Origin of the sequence: Aeribacillus sp. FSL M8-0254, assembly GCF_038008845.1 — a bacterium.
Classification (GTDB): Bacteria; Bacillota; Bacilli; order Bacillales; family Aeribacillaceae; genus Aeribacillus; species Aeribacillus composti.
Map to the genome: position 1 here is coordinate 1,107,044 of NZ_JBBOZY010000001.1, position 24,608 is coordinate 1,131,651.

A 24,608-nucleotide genomic window follows, 5' to 3' on the forward strand; every position below is an offset into this window, starting at 1 on the left:
CTCTCTATGATTAATATCAAAATAAGGTAATGTAGTTATGAATATGATACAATAAAATATACATGAGATGAACTTGAAATGTTTGATTGGAAGGGTGAACAGCATGAAAAAAAGAATTAAAGTGCTGGCGGTTAGCAAAACGGAAGGCAAATTGCTGCTCGAAACGGAGCATGTCCATGATGCAGGGAATCTCGCAGCAAAAGGACAGATGCTGGTAGATTCAGACCAATTTTCTTTTATATACATATTGGATAATGGCGAAGACTTTCTTTACATAGATTTATCATCGGATATTTGGCCACATTTAAAAGAAGCCAAAAATGAAGAGCTTCCTGTTTATGCTAAAGTGGGAGAAAAAGAAATTTTGCTTACCCAATTTCACGAGGAGCTCGAGTTTTTGCTTGAAAATATAAAGGGAAACGCAAATTACGGCGAGGAGATGGAAAAAATGGTCGAAAGCGTGTTTTATTAGGAGGAGGGCTTTATGAACTACAAGGAATGGGAGCAATTTTTAGCGCCATATAAGCAGGCAGTGGAAGAATTAAAGGTCAAATTAAAAGGGATTCGTTCCCAATTTGAACTAAGAGGAGAGCATTCTCCAATTGAGTTCGTGACAGGCAGGGTAAAACCTGTGCCGAGCATTTTAGATAAAGCGAAGCGAAAACAAATTCCACTTGATAAAATAGAAGAAGAAATGCAGGACATTGCCGGTCTCCGAATGATGTGCCAATTTGTCGGCGACATTCAATTGGTTGTTCAAATGCTAAGAGATCGGCATGATTTGGAAATCGTGGAGGAAAGAGACTACATAACCCGAAATAAAGAAAGCGGCTACCGCTCTTACCATGTTGTGGCCCGCTACCCGGTTCAATCGTTCGAGGGATTGAAAAAGGTTTTGGTTGAAATTCAAATTCGTACGCTTGCCATGAATTTTTGGGCGACGATTGAGCATTCTTTAAATTACAAATATAGCGGGAACATACCTGAACAGATTAAAATCCGCTTGCAGCGCGCAGCTGAAGCAGCTTACCGGCTGGACGAGGAAATGTCGCAAATACGGGGAGAAATTCAAGAAGCGCACGCGATATTTTCACGCAAAACAGAAACAACATAAAAAAGGAGAATGATTCTTAAATGAAGTTTTCGATCACATCAAAAGGTGATGAAACATCTAATGCTTTGGCGCAAAAAATCAGAACCTATTTGCTCGATTTCGAGTTTCAATATGATGAAGATCAGCCGGATATCGTGATTTCCGTCGGGGGAGACGGAACATTGCTTTATGCATTTCATCGATATAATAAACGATTGGATAAAACAGCGTTTATAGGAGTTCATACGGGGCATTTAGGATTTTATGCCGACTGGCTCCCGAATGAAATTGAAAAAATGGTGATTGCAATTGCTAAAACACCGTTTCAGATCGTTGAATATCCATTGCTTGAAGTGGTGGTCCGGCATAATGGCGGGAGTGAAGCCTCCTACCTTGCGCTAAATGAATGCACAGTGAAAAGCATTGAAGGGACTCTCGTCATGAATATAGAAATTAAAGGGCTTCTCTTTGAAACATTTCGAGGAGATGGGTTGTGTATTTCAACACCGACAGGAAGCACCGCCTACAATAAAGCGCTTGGCGGTGCTCTCATTCATCCTTCACTGCGGGCTATTCAATTAACAGAAATGGCTTCCATAAACAACAGGGTGTTCCGGACAATCGGCTCGCCATTAATTTTGCCTGACCACCATACGTGTATGCTAAAGCCTGTCAATGATGTTGATTTTCAAATTACAATCGATCATTTAACACTTCTTCACAAAAACGTCAGGTCCATCCAATGCCGGGTCGCACAGGAAAAGGTAAGGTTTGCGAGATTTCGGCCTTTCCCATTTTGGAAGCGGGTCCGGGACTCGTTTATTGGCGACAGATAAAGGAAAGAAAAAACATGGGGACATTTCAGCTTCATTGGGACATCAAAAAAGAACATCATGGCTGGCTGCTTAGAGAATTTTTGCGGGAGCATCATATTTCTAAATCCGCTTTAACAGATATTAAATTTAACGGTGGAAAAATTGTCGTTAACGGGAACGAAAAAAATGTCCGATACGTCTTACAAGAAGGCGATCAAGTAACCGTCCATTTTCCGGAAGAAAAGAGAAGCCAGTCGCTCATTCCAGAGAACATACCATTGGACATTGTTTATGAAGACGATTATTGCCTTATTGTAAATAAACCGGCGTTTTTGTCCACCATTCCGTCTAGAGAGCATCCGTCAGGAAGTCTTGCGAACGGGCTTTTACACTATTATGATCAACAGCGGCAAAATCTTACGGTGCATATCGTCAATCGGCTTGACCGGGATACATCCGGGCTGCTTCTTGTAGCCAAACATCGCTACAGCCATTTTCTTTTTTCAAAAGAACAGCAAAAAGGAGCGGTAAAACGGACATACATCGCAATTGTCCATGGAAGGATCAGCGAAGACGAAGGCACCATCGATGCGCCAATTGCAAGAAAGGACGATAGCATCATCGAGAGAACTGTCAGGGAGGATGGGAAAAAAGCTATTACGCATTTTCGGGTCATAAGCCGCTTTTCTGACAAAACGGTTGTTGAGGTAAAGCCTGTAACTGGTAGAACTCATCAAATTCGTCTACATATGTCCTATATAGGTCATCCGCTTTTAGGAGATTCGCTTTATGGTGGACAAAAAGAAGAAATTGACCGCCATGCCCTCCACAGTCAGTCGCTGTCCTTCTATCATCCCGTTTTGCATAAAAATTTGACGTATACTTGCAAGCTTCCTCCTGATATGGAAAAAATAATAAAGCATGCGCGCCTGTAAGTGCATGCTTTTGTTATGAAAAAATGTACGACAAAATCCGATAGATTTGTTAATATAGTAAAACACAAAACTTTTCGATATTTTTCCGGAAAGGAGGAGATTTTATGCAGCCTAAAACAGATGCACCGGAATACAGACAGTTGATGATTGACAAGCTGAGAAAGAACAATGTAGAGGAATTCCGTTCGCTGTTTTTTGAGCTACATCCATATGATCAGGCAAAATTTTTTCTAAAACTTGACCAGCCGGATAGAATGCTTTTATATCAAATTCTATCTCCGGAAGAAATGGCGAATGTTTTTGAAAATATAAGGGATGATAAAAACCGCTACAAATCGCTGCTTGAGGAAATGCATCCGGCATTTGTCGCCAAAATGATGGAATACATGTACGCCGATGATGCGGCAGATGTATTAAGTGAGCTGACAAAAGAGAAAATTTCCAGCTATTTAACCATCATGGACGCTCAAGCTGCCAAAAGCATAAGCGAGCTTCTTGATTATGAACAATTTACCGCAGGAAGTATTATGACAACCGAGTTCGTTGCCATTAATGCCAATTATACGGTGCAGTCAACGATGGACTTGTTGCGGAAAGAAGCTCCTGATGCGGAAACAATATATTATTTATATGTGATTGACGAAGAGAAACATCTTGTTGGCGTCCTGTCGTTAAGAGATTTAATTGTTCATGAAGACGATACTTTGATTGCTGACATTATGAAAAAGAAAGTCTACTCGGTATCTGTGGCGGATGATCAGGAAGAAGTAGCAAGAAAGATGAAGGACTACAATTTTTTGGCTCTTCCAGTTGTTGATTTTCAACATCGTCTTGTTGGAATTATAACTGTTGATGATATTATTGATGTGCTGGACGAAGAGGCTTCTGACGATTATTCGAAACTGGCCGCTGTCTCGGATGTAGATTCATATGATCCGAATGCTGTTTCTGCTGCCAAAAAAAGATTGCCATGGCTTATTATTCTCCTATTTTTAGGAATGTTCACCGCGGGACTAATCGGCCAGTTTGAAGAAACGTTGAACAAAGTGGCAACTTTAGCGCTCTTTATACCATTAATTGCAGGGATGGCTGGAAATACAGGAACACAAGCTCTCGCTGTTGCCGTAAGAAGAATTGCAACAGGCGAAGGTACTTCCGAACGCGTGTGGAAAATTATTCTCAAAGAAGCTGGAACCGGCTTGATAACCGGAACAGTATGCGGAATCGTTGTTGCACTGACAATTTTTATTTGGAAACAGAAATTTTTCTTAGGACTGCTAGTGGGTCTTTCCATATTGTCAACGCTGACTGTTGCGACAATTGCCGGGGCGTTTGTTCCTCTTGTCATGCACAGGCTTCGCATTGACCCGGCTGTGGCCTCCGGTCCATTTATTACAACGATTAATGATATAATCAGCATTTTGATTTATTTTGGCATGGCGACATTATTTATGAACTATTTGCTCTAACAAAATTAGCTAAAGGAGGATCAATATGGAATCACATGCAATAACCTCTCTTGTCATCGTGCTGGTCGGCGCTTTTTTAACCCCGATTTTGCTGCATCGGTTCAAACTGACATTCATTCCTGTCGTCGTTGCGGAAATTATTGTCGGATTAATCATCGGGAAAACGGGATTTAATTTAGTGCAGGAAGATGTATGGCTGGCAACTCTCTCAACGCTGGGATTTATATTTCTCATGTTTTTAAGCGGGCTTGAGATTGATTTCACCATTTTCTCCAAAGGGAAGAAAAAAGAAGAAAAGCTGCCCAACGGAAAAAAAGCTCCTCATACTTTTTTGGTTGCGTCAATTGTTTTTCTTGGCATTTTCGTTGTTTCATTACTTTTATCGTATTTGTTACTGTGGATGGGATTTATCCGCAATGCCTTTTTCATGACGTTAGTGATTTCAACGATTTCTATAGGAGTAGTAGTGCCGACGTTGAAAGACGAGCAAATTATGAAAACAAACATCGGCCAAATTATTTTGCTGGTGGCTGTCATAGCCGACCTTGTCACCATGATTTTGCTGGCGGTTTTTGTCTCCTTAAACAGCGAAGGAGAAAGCAATACGTGGTTTCTGCTTCTTTTGTTTGCAGCAGGCGTACTGCTTTACTTCATTGGCAAAAGGTTTAAAAGTCGATCCTTTATTAAATCGATGTCAAAAGGAACGGTCCAAATTGGAACAAGGGCGGTTTTTACGTTAATAATAGTGCTTGTCAGTTTATCGGAAACGCTTGGGGCAGAAAATATTTTAGGCGCCTTCCTTGCGGGAGTTTTAGTCTCGCTTTTATCGCCTAATTCAGACTTGGTGCAAAAGCTAGATTCGTTTGGATACGGTTTTTTAATCCCGATCTTTTTTGTCATGGTAGGGGTGGAATTGGATTTATGGGAATTGATCAAAGATCCGAACCTTCTTTTGTTAATTACTTTGTTATTTCTCGCCCTCTTGATCTCAAAGTTTATTCCCGTTTTTGTGCTGAGAAAATGGTATGATACGAAAACAACGATTGCGGCGGCGTTCTTGTTGACTGCCACTTTATCATTAGTTATTGCGGCAGCGGAAATTGGACAGCGAATCGAACTGATTGATAAGCAAATGGCTGACGCATTAATAGTAGTTGCCGTGTTAACAAGCATTATCACGCCGATAGGATTTAAAAAATTATTCCCTAAAAAAATGGCGGTGCAGCCAAAAAAGAAAATTGCTTTTATTGGTGCAAATCAAATGACCCTTCCAGTCACAAGGGAATTGGATAAAAATTTGTATGAAGCAACCGTATATCATACACAGCAAGACAAAATTGAAAACGGGACTGCTCAATCGGTGTTTAAAATTGAAGTATTGAAAGACTATTCGATAGAATCATTGAATGAACACCACATAATGGAAGCTGATATAGTAATAGTGGCTACTGGGGATGAAGAAAGAAATGCGGAAATTGCGACATATGCAAAAGAATGCGGCGTAGAACAGGTCATCGCCTCCATTTCTTCCCCGGAGTTGGATCAAGCATTAAAAGAAAAGGGGATCAGCGTATTTTCCGTCATGCTGTCAACAAAAACGCTGCTCAGGGCTTTGATCGAATCGCCTGGCGTTATGCGGATCTTAACAAACCAAGACAACTCTCTTTATCAAATTAATATGAATAACCGAAAATATGATGGAATGAAGCTTCGATACTTTCCGTTTACGGGAGATTGTATCTTTGTCCGGATTTTTCGAGGTGAAGATTCCATTGTACCTCACGGCGATACCGAATTGAAAAAAGGGGACCGCTTGATTGTAACGGGTTCCCGCAAATATGTAAATGAGTTAAAAGATGAGCTGGAATTTAGCAAATAATATTTGCAAACAAAACAAATTGTGATAGCATGAAATTAGTATGAAAATTTAATAAGCATCCACTAGGGGAGCCTTTGGAAAGGCTGAGATTAAAGTGTTGACTTTAAGACCCTTTGAACCTGATCTGGATGATGCCAGCGTAGGGAAGTGGGAATTTGAAACATGTGTCTGATATTCCATTACCACTTTCCAGCAAGGAAGGTGGTTTTTTATTGTTTCCAGTCTCACCCTTGGACAGCTGCTTTCCAGTTTTGAACCTTGAAAGACGAGTGTGAGCGTCTTTCTCATGAAAGGAATGTACAATGTTGGAGCTTCATGCCGTAACAGACGGAACAAAAACAGTTAACGAGCTAATACGCATAATTTTGTCCATATCAGATCATGTTGATTACGTTCATATACGAGAAAAAAATAAAAGACCATGTGAGATCATTCATCTCGTAGAACAGCTTTTGGCAAACGGGATAAGGAGAGAACAGCTTGTTATCAACGATCGGCTCGATGTTGCGCTCCTAACAGGCATTCAAAATGTTCATCTTCCGGGAACCGGCCTGCCGGTAAAAAAAGTGAAAAGCGCTTTTCCGCAAATAAAAGCAGGCGTCAGCGTCCATTCATTAGATGAAGCGGTAAAAGCAGAAAAAGACGGAGCAGACTATTGTTTTTTCGGAAACGTTTTTGAAACGAACAGTAAAAAAGGACTTCCGGCAAAGGGAACAGATTTGCTCGGAAAAATTGTTGGACACGTCAATATTCCCATTATCGCCATTGGTGGGATCACGCCTGATAATATGCAAAAAGTTTTAGAAAAAAAAGCAAGCGGTATTGCCGTTATGTCCTATATCTTTTCTTCAAAAGATCCAGAGAGCGCTGCCAAACTTTTCAGGAAAGGAGAAACTTTTTAAAATGAACGTTTTTGATGTTGGAATCATCGGGGGAGGGGTCATCGGCCAAGGGATCGCCTATGAGCTATCAAAAGCAGGGCTGAAGACCGCCGTGTTTGAAAGCGGCGAAATCGGAGGTAAAGCGACATCCGCTGCAGCAGGAATGCTGGGTGCCCATTCTGAAAATGAAAAAAGAGACATATTTTTTGAGCTATGCTTAGAGAGCCGAAATTTATATCCGAGCCTTGCAAAAGAATTATTGGAGCAATCTGGTGTGGATATTGAGCTTGTGCAGGAAGGCATGTATCGGCTTGCATTTACTGAGGAAGAAGGCCGCTTTCTGCAATCGCTTGCAGATGAGAATGAACTAGAATGGCATTCAAGGGAAAACGTACTGGCAAATGAGCCACATGTTTCTGAAGACATTGCGGGAGCTCTTTGGCTTAAGCATGACGGCCAAGTGAAAGGTTCATCTGTTTGCTGCGCATATGCGAAAGGCGCTAGAAAATATGGTGCATCTATTTTTGAACAATGTCCTGTTTTCGACGTGATTAAAGAGGGAAAAGCATTCAAGCTTGTCACTTCCCAAGGAGTTTTTATATGTGGAAAAGTCGTCGTTTCAAGCGGAGTTTGGAGTGGCTTTTTCTTTGAAAAGCTGGGGCTGAGAAATCCAATGAAGCCCGTTAAAGGAGAATGCTTAGCCGTAAAACCGAAAAAACTGGTGATCAACAAAACAGTGTTTTACGAGCACTGTTATATCGTACCGAAAAAAGACGGCACCGTTATTATTGGAGCAACTTCTTATGAAAACGACTGGGATACGCATCCGACAGTCAAAGGAGTATCCGAATTAATGATAAAGGTTCAGAAAATTATGCCAGAAATCGGGTCTGAACCGGTCGTTAGTGCTTGGTCGTCGCTCAGGCCGCAAACAGCTGACGGCTGGCCGTATTTTGCCGAGCACCCGGAGCATGAGGGAATCTTTTTTGCGACCGGCCATTATCGAAACGGCATTCTTCTAGCGCCGATTACAAGCTTGATCGTAAAAGACATGATTTTGAAAACGAATCAATATGAGCGTTATGTTCATAGCTTTTCTTTAAACCGATTGCTTTCTGATGCGAAAGGGGGGTGATGAAACAGTGAAACTTCGCATTAACGGCCAGCAGATGGAAGTGGAGAATAGTGTTCGGAACATAGAAGATTTGCTGAACTTTTTTCAATTACAGGAAAGAATTGTTGTCATTGAACGAAATGGTGAAATTGTTTCAAAAGAACAATACAGTATCCAGACATTACATGATGGTGATCAAATTGAAATTGTCCATTTTGTTGGAGGGGGATGATGATTCATGTTAAAAATAGGTGATAAAACATTTCAGTCGAGATTAATGTTAGGAACTGGAAAATATCCGTCTTTTGAGATACAAAAAGAAGCGGTGGAAGCCTCAGGTGCTGAAATTTTGACATTTGCCGTCAGAAGAATGAATATTTACGAGCCTTCACAGCCAAATTTTTTGGAGATGTTGGATTTATCAAAATATACGCTTCTGCCGAACACGGCTGGGGCAAAAACTGCGGAGGAAGCAGTCAGAATCGCCAAGCTTGCGAAGGCATCAGGATTATGTGATATGATTAAGGTGGAAGTAATTGGAGATGATAAAACGCTTCTCCCTGATCCGATTGAAACATTGAAAGCATCAGAGATGTTATTGGAAGAAGGGTTTATTGTTCTTCCATACACTTCTGACGATGTTGTTCTGGCGAAGAAGCTTGAAGAATTAGGGGTTCATGCCATCATGCCGGGAGCATCTCCGATCGGATCAGGCCAAGGAATTGTCAATCCTCTCAATTTATCATTTATTATTGAGCAAGCAAATATTCCAGTCATTGTTGATGCCGGAATCGGTTCGCCGGCAGATTGCGCACTCGCCATGGAGATGGGAGCAGATGGAATCTTATTAAATACAGCTGTTTCCGGTGCAAAGGATCCTGTGAAAATGGCGAAGGCAATGAAACTGGCGATTGAAGCAGGCAGACTTGGATATGAAGCAGGACGCATCCCGAAAAAACGGTATGCACAAGCAAGCAGTCCAACGGAAGGAATGTTAACAACATAATGGAACGATATTCTCGCCAAATCTTGTTTTCTCCTATTGGAGAAGAGGGACAAAAAAAATTGCTGAAAAGCCATGTGCTCATTGTTGGAGCTGGAGCACTCGGCTGCGCAAGCGCTGAAATGTTAGCCCGTGCTGGAATCGGTAAAATAACCATCATTGACCGTGATTATGTCGATTGGAGCAATCTCGGGCGTCAACAGCTGTATACGGAAGAGGATGCGAAACAAAAGCTGCCAAAAGCGGTTGCTGCCAAAAAACATTTGCAGGAAATCAATTCGAACATTTCGATTGAAGCGATTGTGGGCGATTTCTCAATTGATTTTATTGAACATGTAAAGGATGTAGACCTTATCATCGATGGAACTGACAATTTTGAAACGAGATTTTTCATCAATGATTTAGCGATGAAGCACGAAATACCTTGGATCTATGGGGCAGTAGTGAGAAGTTATGGAATGACCGTTTCCATCATTCCGAAACAAACACCATGCCTCCATTGTATGCTCCAAGCGATTCCGTCTGACGGAATGACGTGCGATACAGTTGGCGTGATCAGCCCGGCGGTGCAAATCGTCGCCTCTTATCAAACAGCAGAGGCACTGAAATATTTAGTCAGCGGAGAGGTGTCCAAGCAGTTAGTTTCATTTGATGTTTGGACAAGGGAGCATTCTGCAGTGGACATGACCAAGTTAAAAAAGGCCGACTGCCCATCGTGCGGACATCACCCGACATATCCATATTTGTCGGTTGAAAATGGATTAAAAACAGCGGTTTTGTGCGGAAGGAATACCGTACAAATACGTCCGCAGCAAAAACAGAAGATTTCGCTATCAGAAATTACCAATCGTTTGCGCCCGATCGTGAAAGACTTAAAAGGAAATGCTTATTTAATTTCCTTTCAGGCGGATGATTTCCGCGTCGTGCTTTTTCAAGACGGAAGAGCATTAATTCACGGCACTAAGGAAGAAGAGAAAGCAAAAGCTATTTATCAACGTTACTTCGGAGCTTAAATGGAGGTGTATTTATGACCATTGGAAAAGCGTTGACGATTGCCGGGTCCGATTCAGGAGGAGGCGCGGGAATTCAGGCAGATTTGAAAACTTTTCAGGAGTTGGATGTATACGGAATGAGCGTGATCACGGCCGTTACGTCTCAAAACACATTAGGTGTTCATGGCGTCTACCCTGTTCCGATTGAAGGGGTGATCAGTCAGCTTGATGCAATTGCTGAAGATTTATCGCCAGATGCGGTCAAAACAGGAATGCTTTTTAATCAAGAAATCATCCAAATCGTCTCAAATAAAGTTCAAAAGCATGGATGGGAAAAAATTGTCGTTGATCCAGTAATGATTGCAAAAGGCGGACATCCATTACTTGAAGAGTCTGCCATCAACGCGCTCATCAACGACTTAATTCCGCTTTCGTTTATTGTGACGCCGAACATCCCGGAAGCGGAAGCGATCACGGGCATCGAGATAAAATCGTTTGATGATCGGAAAGAAGCTGCGAAAAAAATTTGCCAAATGGGAGCAAAGCATGTGATCATAAAGGGAGGACATCAGCCGTCGGGCAGCGAAATCATTGATTTGTTGTTTGACGGGCATGATTTTTATGAATTTAAAGGCAACTATGTAAACACAAAGCATACGCACGGAACAGGCTGCACTTTTTCTGCTGCGCTGACAGCTGAGCTCGCCAAAGGTAAAGACGTTATCGAAGCCGTAAAAACCGCAAAAGAGTTCATCCATCTTGCTGTAGAAAATGCGCTAGGCATTGGAGGCGGCCACGGTCCTACCAATCATTGGGCATATAAAAGAAATTTAGCTGCTTCGAAATAACATAAGCCGGACATATATGTTCTGGCTTTTTTCTCTTTTGTCCTTTATAATTATGATCAGGTATTAATAACTTGTAATAATGTTTAGGAGGATTTTCCATGAAATTGAATTTGGAAGGCCGAAACATTGTGGTCATGGGTGTTGCAAACAAGCGAAGCATTGCTTGGGGAATTGCCCGCTCTTTGCATGAAGCAGGAGCAAGATTGATCTTTACATATGTGGGCGAAAGAATGGAGAAATCGGTTCGAGAGCTTGTAGATTCGTTAGGACGGGAAGATTATCTCGTGCTGCCTTGTGATGTAACAAAGGATGAAGAAATCGAGCAGTGTTTTGAAAAAATTAAAAGCGAGGTTGGTGTGATTCACGGTATCGCTCATTGTATCGCCTTTGCGAATAAGGAAGAGCTGAGCGGTGAATATTTGAACACAACAAGAGACGGCTTCCTGTTGGCCCACAACATCAGTTCTTATTCTTTAACGGCGGTTGCGAAAACAGCCCGTCCTTTGATGACAGAAGGCGGAAGCATTGTTACATTAACTTACTTGGGCGGTGAGCGAGTCGTTCAAAACTACAACGTAATGGGAGTTGCGAAAGCGTCATTGGATGCTAGCGTGAAATATTTGGCGAACGATCTAGGTAAAGAAAATATTCGCGTCAATGCCATTTCCGCTGGTCCGATTCGTACGCTTTCGGCAAAAGGTATCAGTGATTTTAATTCAATTCTGAAGGAAATAGAAGAACGTGCTCCGCTGCGCCGAACCACAACACAAGAAGAAGTTGGAGACACGGCGTTGTTCCTGTTCAGCGATCTTTCCCGCGGCATTACAGGGGAAACGATTCATGTTGATTCAGGTTTTCATATTTTAGGTTATTAAGTTAGCTGAAAAAGATTAATCTGTGTGCGTTACTCGCACAAGATTAATCTTTTTTTATGGCAGGATAAAATGAAATTTTGCTGTCAGCTTCAAGGTGCCACTATTTCAAGCCGTGAAGCTTGGATTTATTGTTGATGTTCTGTTACGACTTTTTGTCTCAATGTGCAGCGATTTTCAAATGCTCTTTTGTCATAAGAAAAAGTTAGATTTCCGTCATGATTTCATTCTATCGTGTCATAAAATAATGAGAGAAATCATATTTGAGGGTGGCGATCAAACTTGATTAAAAAAGAAAAATTAGAACCTTTGATGTATATTGTCCAGCCGAATATAAAAAAGCCTGAAGTGACCATGCAGTCGACGCTATTAAAAAAAATTGCAAATAATTCTAAGCAAGCGGTAAAGAGTACATGGACGAAAGAAGAGATTTATAAAAGAAGAAGAGAATTGGCAAATATGACGGTTCATGAAAAGATTGATTTCTTTTCAAGTCTTCCGGAGCATGTGTATAAAAACGTATGTGAAATTAAAACAGTAGAGAAAACATACAAAGGAATTATTTTGTCAAAGGAAAACGATGTCGTTCAAATCCGTACATTTGATCAAAATGAACCTTTGAAAATAAAATCGAAAAGTATTTTAGACATAAAAGTGTTAGGGAATTAAAATGGAGAACTCGGTTATGCCGGGTTTTTTATTTGAACGATACAAGTCTTCTCACTATGTTGGGGAACGAAAGGAGTATTGATTCCGATGGAATGGCATTGGTTTTCATTTGCTCTCATTGCATTGGCAACTTTTCGATTAACGAGAATTATAGTGTTTGATAAAATCGCTTCTTTTTTGCGCGCTCCATTTATAACAATTGTGGAGGAAAAAGCGGAGACAGGTGAAACCGTTTCTTTTTTCAGACCGAAAGGAAAAGGGCTTCGATTGTGGATCGGTGAGCTTTTAAGCTGCTATTGGTGCACAGGAATATGGTGTGCCGCCATTTTATTTTTTGGAAATGAATATATAAACGTCATTTTCTATCCGATTACAGTTATTTTAGCGATCTCAGGCTTGGCAGGAATTATTGAACATTTACTTGATTGATTGTCGCCATTTACAATGTCCCTCAAGCACGAATTGAATAAACTAAGGGAATGGTTTGTTAAAGACATGAAAAGCGTTCATTTCGTCAGGAACGAATATTGAACCATGAACAATTTACAGCTTAAAATGATCTTCAAGCGGAATAGGCTCACTCTGGGAATTGGGTGTAAGGAAATAAAAGGGGTTCATTTTGGTCAGAAACGAACAGGACGATATAGAACCTATGAACCTTTATAGCTTAAAATGATCTTCAAGCGGAATCGGCTCACTCTGGGAATTGGGTGTAAGGAAATAAAAGGGGTTCATTTTGGTCAGAAACGAACAGGACGATATAGAACCTATGAACCTTTATAGCTTAAAATGATCTTCAAGCGGAATCGGCTCACTCTCGGAATTGGGTGTTAAGAAAGGGAAAGGGGATGAAAGTTGCCGTTTTGTCAGGAACGAAAAGGAGAAATTTGACCCCATTTATGAACGCGATGAATACACATTTACAGTCGGAAGCTTTAATAATTTCTTGCTGATTTCAAACACCACTGTGGAGCATGTCCCTTAAGCCGAAGCTTTAACAATAGACGATTCAAAAAAACGGAAAAGGTGTAGAAAACCTAAATTTTTTACGAATGCGATCCGTTCATCTCAATTTCATTGATTTTTTGAGACTGACATGGCGCCTGCATTTCTTTGCAAGCAGTTTCGGCGTCAAAAAGTTTCTCTGGCGGCAAAGTTCTTATTCTGACTAGCACCCTGTAATGAATTTTGCCGCCTATCGCTGAAAGGTAAGCAGCCAATTTCGAATGATTGTGTGGAAAGGACAGATTGTTAAAGTCGTGAAAAAAGAAACGGTCAAAAAATGAAAGTTCTTTTATAACCGAAAGGAATATAAAGAACTTTCATGAACTTGACCGTCTGTTAATTGATAATAATTTTGTTTTCAAACGGAATGCCTTCTTTTTTCTCCTGGCAATATACAAACCCTTCAATCACCAGCGCTTCATCGAAAACATCGAATGGGAAAGTAATGTGAAAACCTTCAAAAGAGATTTTTTCATTTGGTTCGATCGATAATTTTTCACTAGGTTTCAGCCAGTATTCCCCTTTTTCTTGAATTTGCTTTCGCCATTCCGGGTGTAAATACTCCCATTCTAAGGAAGAATGAGTATTATAGATGAAATCATTTTCGTTTTGATTTTTGGTTGTGATGATTTTTCCGCTGAATTGAACATGCTGATGAGGATGAATGTGAATGCATAATACAGGATAATGCAAAGGTTGTTCTGTGATGTTTTCCATCACAGCATTGCCAAGAATCGTTACCGGATCATCGCTTTCACGAGGAAGAACAATCGAATACGAAAATTGAGCGCGAATCGGATCATTTATGGAAACGTTTTTTTCATTTTGGACAGATTCATTCTCTTGTCGTTGGACATTTTTTTCGTAAAGCGATTGGAATAAAAATTGAGAGACATCTAAAAGTTCATTTCGTTCAGCAGTTAATAAATCGATCCGAAGCTGCTCTTTTTTCGATTCGGTGATCAATCGTTCTTTTTCCTTTATTTCAAACAAAAGGTCTTGAATCTTTTTGTCAGCGGCTTGCTTTTCCTTTAATAAACCAGTGACAGCTGCTTTCAGCAGTTTTAATAGGTCGTTTCGCTCCTCTTCAACAATGGAAAGCTGATTGCTGATCTTTTCAACATGTTTCTCAGCTTCTTTTAATTGGGATTGAACGGAAAGGATTTCATGTTCAAATTGTTCTTTTGCGATGCGATATTGCTCGCTGGTTCGGATGACTGCTTTGTAATATTCCGTTTTTTCCTGTTCCTGCAGCAGCTTATTTTGCATGCTTGCCAATTCATTTTTGTATTTCGAAATTTCGGATTTATAGTGGATAAGCTGCTGCTGAAGCTGTAAATAATCCTGTTTGTTCCGTTTTATTTTGTTCATTGAATCTCCTCCTCGGATAAATAAAAAAATATAAGTGGAAAACAGTTTGTTGCCATTTCCTCCAAACAGAAGAATTTTTATTTAACGATTTAACAGGAAAATAGTATAAATGATAAAACCTCAGATCATTAATGACCATGACGTACGGAATTTGGCGATAAGCGATTTCAAAACAGCCCAATTTCCTATAAAAGGATGAAAACTCACAAGCGCCGCTACCGCCAGCTTTGAAAGAGCAGTTTTTCTATACATATGTATGTTTCCTTCATTTAACACTTTCCCGGAAAAATGAGAGGAAAAACAAAAAGGGGAGAGCGTCCCCTTTTGCAATTAATTTATTCCTCCAAGGCGTAATCGTCGTTTGGAAAAATTTCCGGACATTGCGGCGGAATTTGCGGGTTTGCGCATGTAAGAGATGAAGGAAGTTCCCGACGAGGTCTGCAAAATTTTCCTTCTACCTCAAGCTTCACTTGGGCTTCCATTTGCACATCTAGACAGATCGTGATAGAAATGTCTAATTGGCTGAATGATTTATTATCCCAAATCAAGTTAGCGTCAGTTTCAAAATAGGAAACGTGGCTGTTTAATGTTGTGCCGGGCGGCGCGCATAGGAAGAAAGTTTGAACCGTTGCAAATGGAATAGCATCTGACACACTAGTGACAGTACCTTGCAAATCGGAGATCGCAACGACAATATACCCTCTGATGAGAACTTTTACTTTTTGAAGGGTAATTTTTCCTCCTTTTGGTAAATGAACGACTACCGATTGACGACCTTGCGGCTGAACGATTTCTGTCACCGTTATAGAATTTGGTGAATTTGGATCAACAGGATTTCCCAAGCTGTCTGATAAGTAGCAATTGACATTTAAAAGTCCATCTTCAAACAGTGAAAACGGATCTTCCGACGTCCCTGCTATTCCATCGAAATTAAAACCGATGGATGATAATTTTCTAAAGCTTAACTGAGGAAGATCAATTTGACGGTTCACCCAGTCATAAACTTTCGGAACGCGAATACATAATCTCTCTGTATCATGTCCCAAATGGCTCATGCTGTTACCTCCTAATCATTCTGATTTCCAAAACCTTCTTAGGTGTCGGACTACTGTATATTATGAGCAAACTGGTTAAATGTGCAGTGACAGGAGCGGAAAATTTAATTTTTTAAAAAATTCTCTTTCCATTAAAAGAATGGTTTTGCCCCGTTTTAAAAATTCATTTAAAAAGCTATTTGTATCTTTTTAGTAGGCTTCTGTCAACATTTTTTATTTGAGCTCATACATTTACAGTGAGAGGTGAGATAGATGGCGCAAATCAATAAAGAATTTTTGCAACGGATGAGAGCGGAGCTTGCGTTTTATAAAGAAAAGGCAAAAGAATCGATAGAATTGGAAATATTATTGCAGGAAAAAGAGCGGGAGCTTGAAAAAGCAATCAAAGAAAACGAAAAGCTAAAAGAAACGATCGAAAAGCACCGCCAGAGCAATGATCGAAATTTAAAGTGGGAGGAACGAAAAAAGCTTTTAGAAAAAATCGAAGTGTTAAAAAGAAAATTAGCTGAAAAAAATCACCATCTGGATGAAAATGAAAAAAAGGAGGACGAACAAAAACAGGAAGATTGGTTTTTCCGAATTTTAAAGGAAACGCAAGCCATTCAAGGAACAGTTGAACCTCAGGAACGGAAGGAATATTTTGTGAAGGAAAAAAACGAACAGAACAACCAAAAGGAATTTCATTTTTGGATGATGGACGATGTGGTCAAAAACGATTAGAAAGAACACAGATTAACCTTATTCTTCATACGATGAATAAGGTTCTTATTTTGAGGGAAAGGGGAGAAACCTCTTGAAAGAAAACATAAAAATTTTTTCCAGTTCATCGACGAAAGAAAATGCGATCAAAAAGAAGATGATGAAAAAGAAAATGCATCATCCTTCCGGAATAAAAATTTACAATTCAACGACTTCTGGTGGCTGCGGCTGTGGGAAAAAAGGATTTTAAAATTGGATATACGAACAAGCTCGAAAAGGAATTCGTCAAATGGATCGAAGGTATGTACAAAGAACATGACAAAATGCAGCAAAAATGTTCAAGCTGGATGATGAAAAAAGACAGGGAGCTTTTAGACCTTGAAAAAACGGCGGCAAAATTTGAAAAAGAGATCGAAAAGATTGAAAAACAAATTTGATAGGGAAATGAAAAGGGAATCAAAACAGGTTGAAACCCCACCTAAAAAATCCGCACTTGCCCATCTTATGTGTCCACTCCAAATGAGGAATTGCTTCATACAGTATAGTGATGAATAAAGGAGGAGGTGCAGAAAAATGGGCTTTGGTTGCGGATATGGTGGATACAGCTATCCTTATAGCGGCGGTTTTCATAATAACAGCTTTGTGCTAATCGTCGTTTTATTCATCTTGTTGATTATCGTTGGTTGTTCCTGTTTTAAATACTAATCTGTAAGTCTTTTACAATACTAATGGTGAGTGCTGGTCACGGATGGATGTCCGCCTTTTAGAAGGCGGACTGTACTTTTTCTTCATCACGTTTTCATTTCATTTTCATAAAATATTAAGGCCTGTTATACAGGTCATTTCGACAATTTAGGAGGGGACGAATTTCAGAATGGATCATATTTTTAAAAATATTGAGAAAAAAACCGGCGTCAATATGAAGGATGTACTCGAACTGGCCAATTCTTTGCAAAATGCCAATTTCAATGATGAAGCAACTGTCAGAAAAGTGATCAAGCGGGTTGCGCAATTGGCGAATCGGCCGGTTTCAAGAGAATTAGAAAATAAAATTGTCAATGCGATTGTAAACGGAAAAGAGAATATGGATTTTAACACCATCGCCAATATGTTGGATAATAAGAAAAAATAGCGCGTCAGCGGGTGTGCTCCCGCTGATGTTTTTACATGATGTTTCAATTTTTAGAAAAACGGGTAAAAAAAGAATGACAGATCGATTTAGAAAATAATTTTTTGCAAATCAAGAAAGGAGAGAGAAACATGGGGTATATTTTTTTCCGTTCAGACTCCTGCCTTTTATGAATATGTCAACAGAACTGTTCAGCCAAAGGAAGATTATGCGAAAGTCAAACAGCGAAACAATGTTATGATGGATGAAAAATATTTGCATTTCCAGCGAAAGCAAGATTTATTCGCAAATAAGCGCAAATATAGCAAAAAAAGATTTCATGAATATGTTTAGAAACAAGCTAATATTTTTGGACAAATAATCCGTTGTTTTGATCCCATTCCGCGTAAAAAACATCTTTCGCGTCTTCCACACTGTAAGCGAGAAGCTGCTGCTGAAGCCATTTTTCATCAAAACCTGCTTCTTTTAAATTTTCACTAACCACTTCTCCGTCAACAATAATTGTGTAGGGGATGGTAGCTGGCGAAGATAAAATATTTAAATCGTTTCGGGTCGGCTTATCGAATTCCGATTTTTTCAATACGCTGATTGTGCCGTCCGTTTCAAGAACTGCGTATTCCACTTCGCGGATCGAAAAAGCTCCTTTTGCTCTTAGTAAAAGTTGAAGCTGGTTCATATCAAGCTTGTTTTTTTTCAGCTGATCACGAATAATTTTTCCTTTGTGGATGACCATTGACGGAGCTCCTTCCAGTATTCCGCGGGTTCTTCTCCATTTTTGTGTGATGAATTCCAATAAATAGATTAGCATTCCCCATATCACGACCGTAAATAATATTTTTTCAACGCCCATTTTTACATCATATACAGCATTGCCAACTAGCTCACCTAAAACGAGCGCAGAGATAAAATCGAACGTCGTGATTTGCGTAATTTGTGTTTTACCTAGTATTTTTGTCAATAGAAAAAGGGCAAAGAAACCGAAGACCAGTTCAGTGGCAATTGCTACAAATTCCATTTCCATCACCTTTGCTAAGATCGGTAATGGTTAGGTTGTCCCAACTGCCGAAATTCATGTACATTCTTTTAAAAAACTATGGGAAGTCGTGCGGTGGAGAAAATGGAGAAACATTCGAATTGATCTGAATGTAATACAGGGAGATTTTTAACCTCTTTAACACGCTTACTGACCATTCCAAATGAAAGACCGCAATCCGCGGCCTCGTTTGGTTGTCTTTATTTATGAATGTGGATGTAACGTTTTTTCCATCGTGACATGGGGAATGCCCGCATCCATAAAAATATCGGAAACGGTTTGATATCCATGCTTTTTATAAAAATTTTCTACTTGTACTTGGGCGTTCAATTTTATTTTCTTTAATCCTTTTTCGGCCGCGAGTTTTTCAAGTGTTTCCAAAATGATATTTCCCGCTCCTTTTCCGCGGTATTGTGGCAGAACACAAATTCTCTCAAGCTTTCCGGTGTTGCCAATGACACGAAATCTGCCAGCTCCAACAGGCTGATGATCGTCATAAAGCACGACATGCTCGGCAAAGTCTTCATATTCATCGAGCTCAATTTCAATTGGAACGTTTTGCTCCTCTACAAACACTTTTTTTCTAACATAAAAAGCATCATTTCGTTGTTTTTCATTAATAGCTTTGACTGCCTTCATCAATCTCGTCCTTCTCCAAGCAGGAATGTTTCATAAACAGTCCATGAGCCGTTTTCTAATTGATACAAAATATGGAATCGGTCAATCGTTTCCTCATGTTGAATTTTTAACATTTTTAAACGGCCGAGAACGTCAGAATGTTCATCATCCGATAAATTTTGTCCAATTGTAATGTGAGGTACGAAAGCGTATTCAGGCTTCTCTTTAAATTTTCCTTGATGGAGAAGCTCATGCAATTTTGTTAATTCCGGATTTGGTTCAACTTTTAAATAAATAACGTTATTGACAGGAGCAAATGAACTGAATTTGTAGACAGAGAGTTTAAAAGGCTTCACTTGTTTCGCAATTTTCCTAAGTTCTTTCACAATATCGCCAATTTCTTTTTCGTCAGCTTCAAACGGAGCCTTCAATGTTAAATGAGGAGGGACAAGCGCATAATGCGGATCGTAACGTTTTCTATATGAGTTGGCAATGTCTTGCAACTTTTTTGAAGGAAATAACACAATTCCGTACTTCATTTTTTTGGCCTCCTTGATATTTACTCGTATTCTTTATTATAACAACTTAAAGAATCAATTTTCATGATACAGCAAACATTTTTTTTAATATGTCTTTCAGCAGCGGCTGCCAATATGTCCAGCGGTGATCGCCGTCAAATTCTTCATAAATGCATTCGAATCCTTTATGTTCCATTCGTTCATGAAGTTTTTGATTGATTGTGTAAAAATCTATTATTTTCCCATCGGTCGTTTTTACGCTCGTTTCCTGTTTCCCGATTTGATGATAAATAGATAATAAAGAAGGCTGTGAAAAAGCATCGATCGCTTCTAACACCTTTTCATCCACATATGGTGATTGCATAATCACTTTTCCAAATGTATGCGGATAATGAAGCGCTGCCATAAGTGAAACGGTTGCAGCCAGAGAATCACCGATAAGCGCACGGCCTCTTCCTAATGGCAAAAGTGGAAAACGTTCTTCTAAAACAGGAATTAATTCATGAGCTAAAAATCGGATATAGCTGTTGAACTGGCTTCCATCGGGATGATATTTTCTTCTTCGATCTTGAATGTCTTTATAAGGAATGCCGACGACGATCAAATCTTCAATCGTTTGCTGCTCTGTTAATTCCTCAACAAAACGCGCGATCCTTCCCAGTTTAAAGTAGTCTCCACCATCTTGGGCGATGAGAAGATGATGATGAGATAATGGAGAAAAGGAAGTCGGCAAATACATGAGCAAAGAAACTTCTTCCCCCAGCTCTTCGCTAAAAAACGTTTCTTCTTTTATAGGTGCGACTTTTTGGGCCATACCAATTCCTCCAAAATTGACTAATTACCAGTTAGGCTGGACTTCTCATTATTTTATCACTCTTTTGACAAGTCTCCAACAAATAAAAAGGTTGACAAAATAAAAAATGCTTATATTATAATGATAACGACTAATCCGATAAGATAGGTAAGAATGATCATATACTGGGGGAATCACTTTGTCTGTCCAAATTGAGCAAATTTCAAAAACATTTCAACACCATGGCGTCTCCCAAACGGTTCTTGACCAAATTGATTTGACTGTGCAGAAAGGAGAGTTTGTTTCTATTCTTGGTCCTTCCGGCTGCGGAAAGTCGACGTTATTATCGATCGTTGCCGGGTTAACAGCTCCCACATCGGGAAAAGTGTTGGTAAACGGGAAGGAAGTAAAGGGACCTGGAAGCGACCGGGGAGTAGTGTTCCAACAGGCAGCCCTTTTTCCATGGCTGACAGTTGAGGAAAATGTCATGTTTCCGCTGAAGAAAAAAATGCCGAAGGAAGAAGCGAAAAAAAAGGCGTACGAATATTTGGCCATGGTTCAATTAAGCCAATATGCCAAGCATTCTCCGCACGAGCTTTCCGGCGGCATGCAGCAGCGCGTATCGATCGCAAGAGCTTTGGCGATGGATCCTGAGGTGCTCTTAATGGATGAGCCGTTCGGAGCGTTGGATGAGCAGACGAGATCACGTCTGCACGAAGTGTTGGAAAAAATTTGGATCGATACGAAAAAAACAATTCTATTTGTTACGCACAGCATCCAAGAGTCGTTAAAATTATCGGATCGTATTATCGTCATGGGTACAAGGCCTGGGAGAATTATTGATGAGATTGAAGTTTCTTTTCCGAGACCACGTGATGAATTTAGAAAGCAGCTTGCTGAATATGAAGAGCGCATTCAAAAGCTGTTGAAGTCAGAAATTGATAAAGTAGTGAAAGAGGAAGAAAGTTATGCAGCAGGTCGTTAAACGAATCATTTTTTATGCAGCCGCATTGGGTATATGGGAAGCAATCGTCAAGCTGTTAAATATTAAGGCTGTCGTCTTTCCGGCTCCGAGCGATATTTTTCAGGCATTGTGGAACGGTTTTGCTGATCTAACTCTTGTTTATGATTTGCTGGCAAGTTTTCAGCGGCTGGCAATCGGGCTTGTGATTGCTCTAATTCTTGGAACGGTGCTAGGGGTTATTTTGGCAAAATCGAAAGTAATGGATGATACCATTGGCTCTTTAATTTTGCCGTTGCAAAGCGTACCGAGCATCGTATGGCTGCCTCTAGCCATCATCTGGTTCGGTTTAAATGAAAAAGCGATCATTTTTATTGTTGTGCTCGGTGGAACGCTTGTGATGACATTGAATATGCGGACAGGCATTAAAAGCGTTCCTCCAATATATACAAATGCGGCAAGGACAATGGATTACAGCGGATTTTCACTGTTTACTCATGTGATTTTTCCTGCAGCCATTCCGCATGCAGTAACTGGTGCAAGGCTTGCTTGGGCGTTTGGGTGGAGAGGCCTGATGGGTAGCGAGCTGCTAAGCACCGGCCCGGGTTTAGGCTATACGTTAAAATTCGCATCAGATTTTGGCGATATGGCGTTAGTGATGGGCATTATATTTATCATTGCCTTAATTGGAATTTTAGTAGATTTAGTTTTTTTCAGCAGAATTGAAAAGAAAGTGATGAAAAAATGGGGATTGCTTGAACAATAAAGGGAGGAAGTTGAGATTATGAAGAGAAAAGGTTTGCTGCTATCATTTATCACCTTGTTGTTAATTGGGATTTTATCTGCCTGCGGAGCCGGCGGAGGGAATGAGGCATCAGGAAAAGAGAAAAGCGGAAAAAATAAAGTAGTCATCGGCTATTTCCCAAATATTGACCATGTTCCGGCGATGATTGCGAAGGAAAAGGGCTACTATGAAGAAGCACTAGGGGATCAGGTAGAGATTGAATATAAAACTTTTCCGGATGGCGGTGCTTTTATGACAGCGTTGAAAACCGGCGAAATTGACGCCGGGCTTGTCGGTCCAGCTCCTGTCATGAATAACTATTCTAATGGTGCAGACGTGAAAATTATTGCTGGTGCGTCATCTGGGGGTACTGTCGTCGTAGCAAGCAAAAAAAGCGGAATCGAAAGCTTAGATGATATTCATAATAAAACATTCATTACTCCTGGTGTCGGCTGCACTCACGATGTCCAATTTGAAACGTATTTGCAAGATTACGACATTGCTTCATCAAGAATCGGCGGCACATTAAAGCATACAACTGGAAACCCGGCACAATATCAAGCTTTCTTTGAATCGGGAAAAGTGGATTTAGCCGCTGTGCCTGAGCCTTGGGCTTCATTATTAATAAAAGACGGAGCGAAAGTGATTGTCGATACGAAAGACATCGCCTATGGCACTACACTCCCGAACACTGTTTTAGTGACAAGCAACAAATTTATTAAAGAAAATAAAGATTTAGTTCAAAATATCGTCAAAGCTCATAAAAAAGCAGTCGACTTCATCAATAAAAACAAAGAGGAAGCACGCGATATTGCCATTCAATCGATTAAAGATATAACCAATCAAGAGCTTGACCCAGAAATTATCGACAGCGCTTGGGAACGTGTCCGCTATACAACCGAAGTGGATGAAAAAGTTCTTCAAGACTTTTCTAACTCTTCTTATGACTTGAAATTTTTAAAAGAAAAACCGGATCTTAAAGGTCTTGTAGATACAAGCTTTTTGAATTAAGCAATAACCCCCCTATATAGAAGCTGTTTGATATTATGCGGCTTCTGGATAGGGGGTTATTTTGTTGATGTTCAAGATGAAGCAGTTGTTAAAAAAGGATTATCCCAAAAGTTGTTTATGATTATGCCTGTATATTGGGATTCTGTTGTTGTGAGAGCATTTTATTCAAATCGCTCGAATAAGCTCCCGTTTTTTCACATTGTTTGGAGCTGTCCAGAAAGTCAAAATCCATTGAAAACGAATCAACATTTCTAAAACATTAAAGGGGCGTCTATAAGCCGGAAAATCGACTTATTAGACAGCGCCTATATGAATTTCAATTTCTCCATTTGGGCTTTAGGCTGTATTTTTCAAGCACGCTCTATTAAACCAGTTTCTTCTTGCTTCCAAATCTTACTCCAAGTTTTAAACATGCTTTGTTCGTCCGTTGTATCTACTTGAAAAACTTTATTTTCATGTTTCTCGGGATTTCAATTAAAAGCTTCCCCATTATTTTCTTCAATTGCAATGCTTAATTAAATAATCTCCTCTGTAGTCGCTTTCATAATCATAATAAATTCCGTACACATTGTTTTGATGATGTTCCAATTTTTAGAAAGCGTTTTCTCACATAATTTTGATTTGCCCCATCATTTGCTCGTCATGAAAATTATTGGTTCGAATGCTGTCGATTATATACAGCATCATAAACAGTCTTTCCTTTCCATAATATTGATAAAAAAGAGAAGGCGCATCAGTAAAGAATGTTCAGCAAATTTTCCAACGGCACGTTTATGTTCATCTTTTTTGCTTCCCAGCTTCACCTGCAAAACAAATATCGCATCTTCGTTTTCTGTTCAGCTGCTTTATGGAATACGGGTTCATTTGACTGAAGTTGGCGAAAAATTTATCAAACGATTAGTTTGCTAATTCAATCGTTTCATTCTCTGTTTATTAAATTCTCTTAAAATTTTCCAATTCCTCAAAAGAAGATCACCTCGTTCACAATTTTTCTTAAAAATACGACAGCTTTCGAATTGAATATTTGCATTTTAAAATCTATTAAAATTTGGGAAGCCTCA

The 24,608-nt window shown here is 39.8% G+C and carries 31 protein-coding genes and 1 riboswitch; of the genes, 23 read left to right on the top strand and 8 right to left on the bottom strand.

Annotated elements, in window-relative coordinates:
• The first annotated feature begins 103 nt into the window (after window positions 1-103).
• From NSQ44_RS05455 to NSQ44_RS05525, 15 genes are all read left to right on the top strand, one after another.
• Window positions 104-472 carry a UPF0738 family protein gene (locus NSQ44_RS05455; RefSeq protein ID WP_130157355.1) on the top strand — a complete coding sequence of 123 codons (369 nt, stop codon included), beginning with the start codon at window positions 104-106 and terminating at the stop codon, window positions 470-472.
• Window positions 473-484: 12 nt separating this feature from the next.
• A complete protein-coding gene (locus NSQ44_RS05460; protein WP_063387496.1) occupies window positions 485-1,114 on the top strand; it encodes a GTP pyrophosphokinase in 630 nt (209 codons plus the stop codon).
• A 20-nt stretch (window positions 1,115-1,134) separates the two neighbouring features.
• Window positions 1,135-1,929 (top strand): NAD kinase, encoded by a 795-nt coding sequence (locus NSQ44_RS05465; RefSeq protein ID WP_063387497.1) that lies wholly within the window; start codon window positions 1,135-1,137, stop codon window positions 1,927-1,929.
• A 14-nt stretch (window positions 1,930-1,943) separates the two neighbouring features.
• Window positions 1,944-2,843 (top strand): RluA family pseudouridine synthase, encoded by a 900-nt coding sequence (locus tag NSQ44_RS05470; RefSeq protein ID WP_340733257.1) that lies wholly within the window; start codon window positions 1,944-1,946, stop codon window positions 2,841-2,843.
• Between the two features lie 104 nt (window positions 2,844-2,947).
• Entirely contained in the window at window positions 2,948-4,312 is a 1,365-nt protein-coding gene (mgtE, locus tag NSQ44_RS05475; RefSeq protein WP_340855510.1) for a magnesium transporter, read from the top strand.
• Between the two features lie 25 nt (window positions 4,313-4,337).
• Window positions 4,338-6,191 carry a monovalent cation:proton antiporter family protein gene (locus tag NSQ44_RS05480; protein WP_340855512.1) on the top strand — a complete coding sequence of 618 codons (1,854 nt, stop codon included), beginning with the start codon at window positions 4,338-4,340 and terminating at the stop codon, window positions 6,189-6,191.
• Window positions 6,192-6,245: 54 nt separating this feature from the next.
• Window positions 6,246-6,354, top strand: a riboswitch (TPP riboswitch).
• Window positions 6,355-6,493: 139 nt separating this feature from the next.
• Entirely contained in the window at window positions 6,494-7,093 is a 600-nt protein-coding gene (gene tenI, locus NSQ44_RS05485; protein ID WP_340855515.1) for a thiazole tautomerase TenI, read from the top strand.
• Window position 7,094: 1 nt separating this feature from the next.
• On the top strand, window positions 7,095-8,207 hold the full coding sequence (gene thiO, locus NSQ44_RS05490) for a glycine oxidase ThiO (RefSeq protein WP_340855518.1): 1,113 nt from the start codon (window positions 7,095-7,097) through the stop codon (window positions 8,205-8,207).
• 7 nt (window positions 8,208-8,214) lie between these two features.
• A complete protein-coding gene (thiS, locus tag NSQ44_RS05495) occupies window positions 8,215-8,418 on the top strand; it encodes a sulfur carrier protein ThiS (RefSeq protein ID WP_340855520.1) in 204 nt (67 codons plus the stop codon).
• Window positions 8,419-8,424: 6 nt separating this feature from the next.
• Window positions 8,425-9,192 carry a thiazole synthase gene (locus NSQ44_RS05500; RefSeq protein ID WP_063387504.1) on the top strand — a complete coding sequence of 256 codons (768 nt, stop codon included), beginning with the start codon at window positions 8,425-8,427 and terminating at the stop codon, window positions 9,190-9,192.
• A complete protein-coding gene (locus NSQ44_RS05505; protein ID WP_340858135.1) occupies window positions 9,189-10,202 on the top strand; it encodes a ThiF family adenylyltransferase in 1,014 nt (337 codons plus the stop codon). Before NSQ44_RS05500 ends, NSQ44_RS05505 begins: the two co-directional genes overlap by 4 nt.
• 14 nt (window positions 10,203-10,216) lie before the next feature.
• Window positions 10,217-11,029 (top strand): bifunctional hydroxymethylpyrimidine kinase/phosphomethylpyrimidine kinase, encoded by an 813-nt coding sequence (gene thiD, locus NSQ44_RS05510; RefSeq protein WP_063387506.1) that lies wholly within the window; start codon window positions 10,217-10,219, stop codon window positions 11,027-11,029.
• 98 nt (window positions 11,030-11,127) lie between these two features.
• On the top strand, window positions 11,128-11,904 hold the full coding sequence (gene fabI / locus NSQ44_RS05515; RefSeq protein WP_063387507.1) for an enoyl-ACP reductase FabI: 777 nt from the start codon (window positions 11,128-11,130) through the stop codon (window positions 11,902-11,904).
• Window positions 11,905-12,183: 279 nt separating this feature from the next.
• Window positions 12,184-12,570, top strand: a complete 387-nt coding sequence (locus NSQ44_RS05520) for a CotO family spore coat protein (RefSeq protein ID WP_063387508.1) — start codon at window positions 12,184-12,186, stop codon at window positions 12,568-12,570.
• 87 nt (window positions 12,571-12,657) lie between these two features.
• Entirely contained in the window at window positions 12,658-12,999 is a 342-nt protein-coding gene (locus NSQ44_RS05525) for a DUF1360 domain-containing protein (protein ID WP_063387509.1), read from the top strand.
• Window positions 13,000-13,911: 912 nt separating this feature from the next.
• On the opposite strand, the gene NSQ44_RS05530 is transcribed toward NSQ44_RS05525, so the two are convergent.
• The 3 genes from NSQ44_RS05530 to NSQ44_RS05540 form a co-directional block, all read right to left on the bottom strand.
• Entirely contained in the window at window positions 13,912-14,946 is a 1,035-nt protein-coding gene (locus tag NSQ44_RS05530; protein ID WP_340855524.1) for a hypothetical protein, read from the bottom strand.
• A 120-nt stretch (window positions 14,947-15,066) separates the two neighbouring features.
• Window positions 15,067-15,198, bottom strand: coding sequence for a hypothetical protein (locus NSQ44_RS05535; protein ID WP_340855527.1), 132 nt, complete (start codon window positions 15,196-15,198; stop codon window positions 15,067-15,069).
• Window positions 15,199-15,281: 83 nt separating this feature from the next.
• Entirely contained in the window at window positions 15,282-16,001 is a 720-nt protein-coding gene (locus NSQ44_RS05540) for a hypothetical protein (protein WP_063387513.1), read from the bottom strand.
• A gap of 252 nt (window positions 16,002-16,253) precedes the next feature.
• Here NSQ44_RS05540 and NSQ44_RS05545 point away from each other — a divergent pair, with 252 nt between their 5' ends.
• The 5 genes from NSQ44_RS05545 (at window position 16,254) to NSQ44_RS05565 (ending at window position 17,832) form a co-directional block, all read left to right on the top strand.
• On the top strand, window positions 16,254-16,721 hold the full coding sequence (locus NSQ44_RS05545; RefSeq protein ID WP_063387514.1) for a hypothetical protein: 468 nt from the start codon (window positions 16,254-16,256) through the stop codon (window positions 16,719-16,721).
• A gap of 73 nt (window positions 16,722-16,794) precedes the next feature.
• On the top strand, window positions 16,795-16,950 hold the full coding sequence (locus NSQ44_RS05550) for a hypothetical protein (RefSeq protein WP_340855530.1): 156 nt from the start codon (window positions 16,795-16,797) through the stop codon (window positions 16,948-16,950).
• A complete protein-coding gene (locus NSQ44_RS05555; RefSeq protein WP_340855534.1) occupies window positions 16,931-17,137 on the top strand; it encodes a hypothetical protein in 207 nt (68 codons plus the stop codon). Before NSQ44_RS05550 ends, NSQ44_RS05555 begins: the two co-directional genes overlap by 20 nt.
• Before the next feature lie 136 nt (window positions 17,138-17,273).
• On the top strand, window positions 17,274-17,405 hold the full coding sequence (locus NSQ44_RS05560; protein ID WP_311067050.1) for a YjcZ family sporulation protein: 132 nt from the start codon (window positions 17,274-17,276) through the stop codon (window positions 17,403-17,405).
• A 169-nt stretch (window positions 17,406-17,574) separates the two neighbouring features.
• Complete coding sequence (locus NSQ44_RS05565) at window positions 17,575-17,832, top strand: stage VI sporulation protein F (protein ID WP_340855540.1); 258 nt, start codon at window positions 17,575-17,577, stop codon at window positions 17,830-17,832.
• Between the two features lie 337 nt (window positions 17,833-18,169).
• On the opposite strand, the gene NSQ44_RS05570 is transcribed toward NSQ44_RS05565, so the two are convergent.
• The 4 genes from NSQ44_RS05570 to NSQ44_RS05585 all read right to left on the bottom strand — a co-directional run bounded on the left by NSQ44_RS05570 (window position 18,170) and on the right by NSQ44_RS05585 (window position 20,812).
• Window positions 18,170-18,844: a DUF421 domain-containing protein gene (locus NSQ44_RS05570; RefSeq protein ID WP_327862844.1), complete on the bottom strand. Its 675-nt coding sequence runs from the start codon at window positions 18,842-18,844 to the stop codon at window positions 18,170-18,172.
• 222 nt (window positions 18,845-19,066) lie between these two features.
• A complete protein-coding gene (locus tag NSQ44_RS05575; protein WP_340855544.1) occupies window positions 19,067-19,501 on the bottom strand; it encodes a GNAT family N-acetyltransferase in 435 nt (144 codons plus the stop codon).
• A complete protein-coding gene (locus NSQ44_RS05580; RefSeq protein ID WP_094245364.1) occupies window positions 19,501-20,019 on the bottom strand; it encodes a YjcG family protein in 519 nt (172 codons plus the stop codon). The genes NSQ44_RS05575 and NSQ44_RS05580 overlap by 1 nt, the downstream gene beginning before the upstream one ends.
• Window positions 20,020-20,080: 61 nt before the next feature.
• Window positions 20,081-20,812: an alpha/beta hydrolase gene (locus NSQ44_RS05585; RefSeq protein WP_340855547.1), complete on the bottom strand. Its 732-nt coding sequence runs from the start codon at window positions 20,810-20,812 to the stop codon at window positions 20,081-20,083.
• Window positions 20,813-20,990: 178 nt separating this feature from the next.
• Between NSQ44_RS05585 and NSQ44_RS05590 the strand changes: the two genes are divergently transcribed.
• Genes NSQ44_RS05590 through NSQ44_RS05600 form a run of 3 tightly spaced genes read left to right on the top strand, consistent with a single transcriptional unit; the run spans window position 20,991 to window position 23,547 of the window.
• Entirely contained in the window at window positions 20,991-21,776 is a 786-nt protein-coding gene (locus NSQ44_RS05590) for an ABC transporter ATP-binding protein (protein ID WP_340855550.1), read from the top strand.
• Window positions 21,760-22,518 carry an ABC transporter permease gene (locus NSQ44_RS05595; RefSeq protein ID WP_340855556.1) on the top strand — a complete coding sequence of 253 codons (759 nt, stop codon included), beginning with the start codon at window positions 21,760-21,762 and terminating at the stop codon, window positions 22,516-22,518. The genes NSQ44_RS05590 and NSQ44_RS05595 overlap by 17 nt, the downstream gene beginning before the upstream one ends.
• Before the next feature lie 18 nt (window positions 22,519-22,536).
• A complete protein-coding gene (locus NSQ44_RS05600; RefSeq protein ID WP_340855559.1) occupies window positions 22,537-23,547 on the top strand; it encodes an aliphatic sulfonate ABC transporter substrate-binding protein in 1,011 nt (336 codons plus the stop codon).
• A gap of 993 nt (window positions 23,548-24,540) precedes the next feature.
• On the opposite strand, the gene NSQ44_RS18960 is transcribed toward NSQ44_RS05600, so the two are convergent.
• Window positions 24,541-24,585, bottom strand: a complete 45-nt coding sequence (locus NSQ44_RS18960) for a YSIRK-type signal peptide-containing protein (RefSeq protein WP_445659522.1) — start codon at window positions 24,583-24,585, stop codon at window positions 24,541-24,543.
• Between the last annotated feature and the right edge of the window lie 23 nt (window positions 24,586-24,608).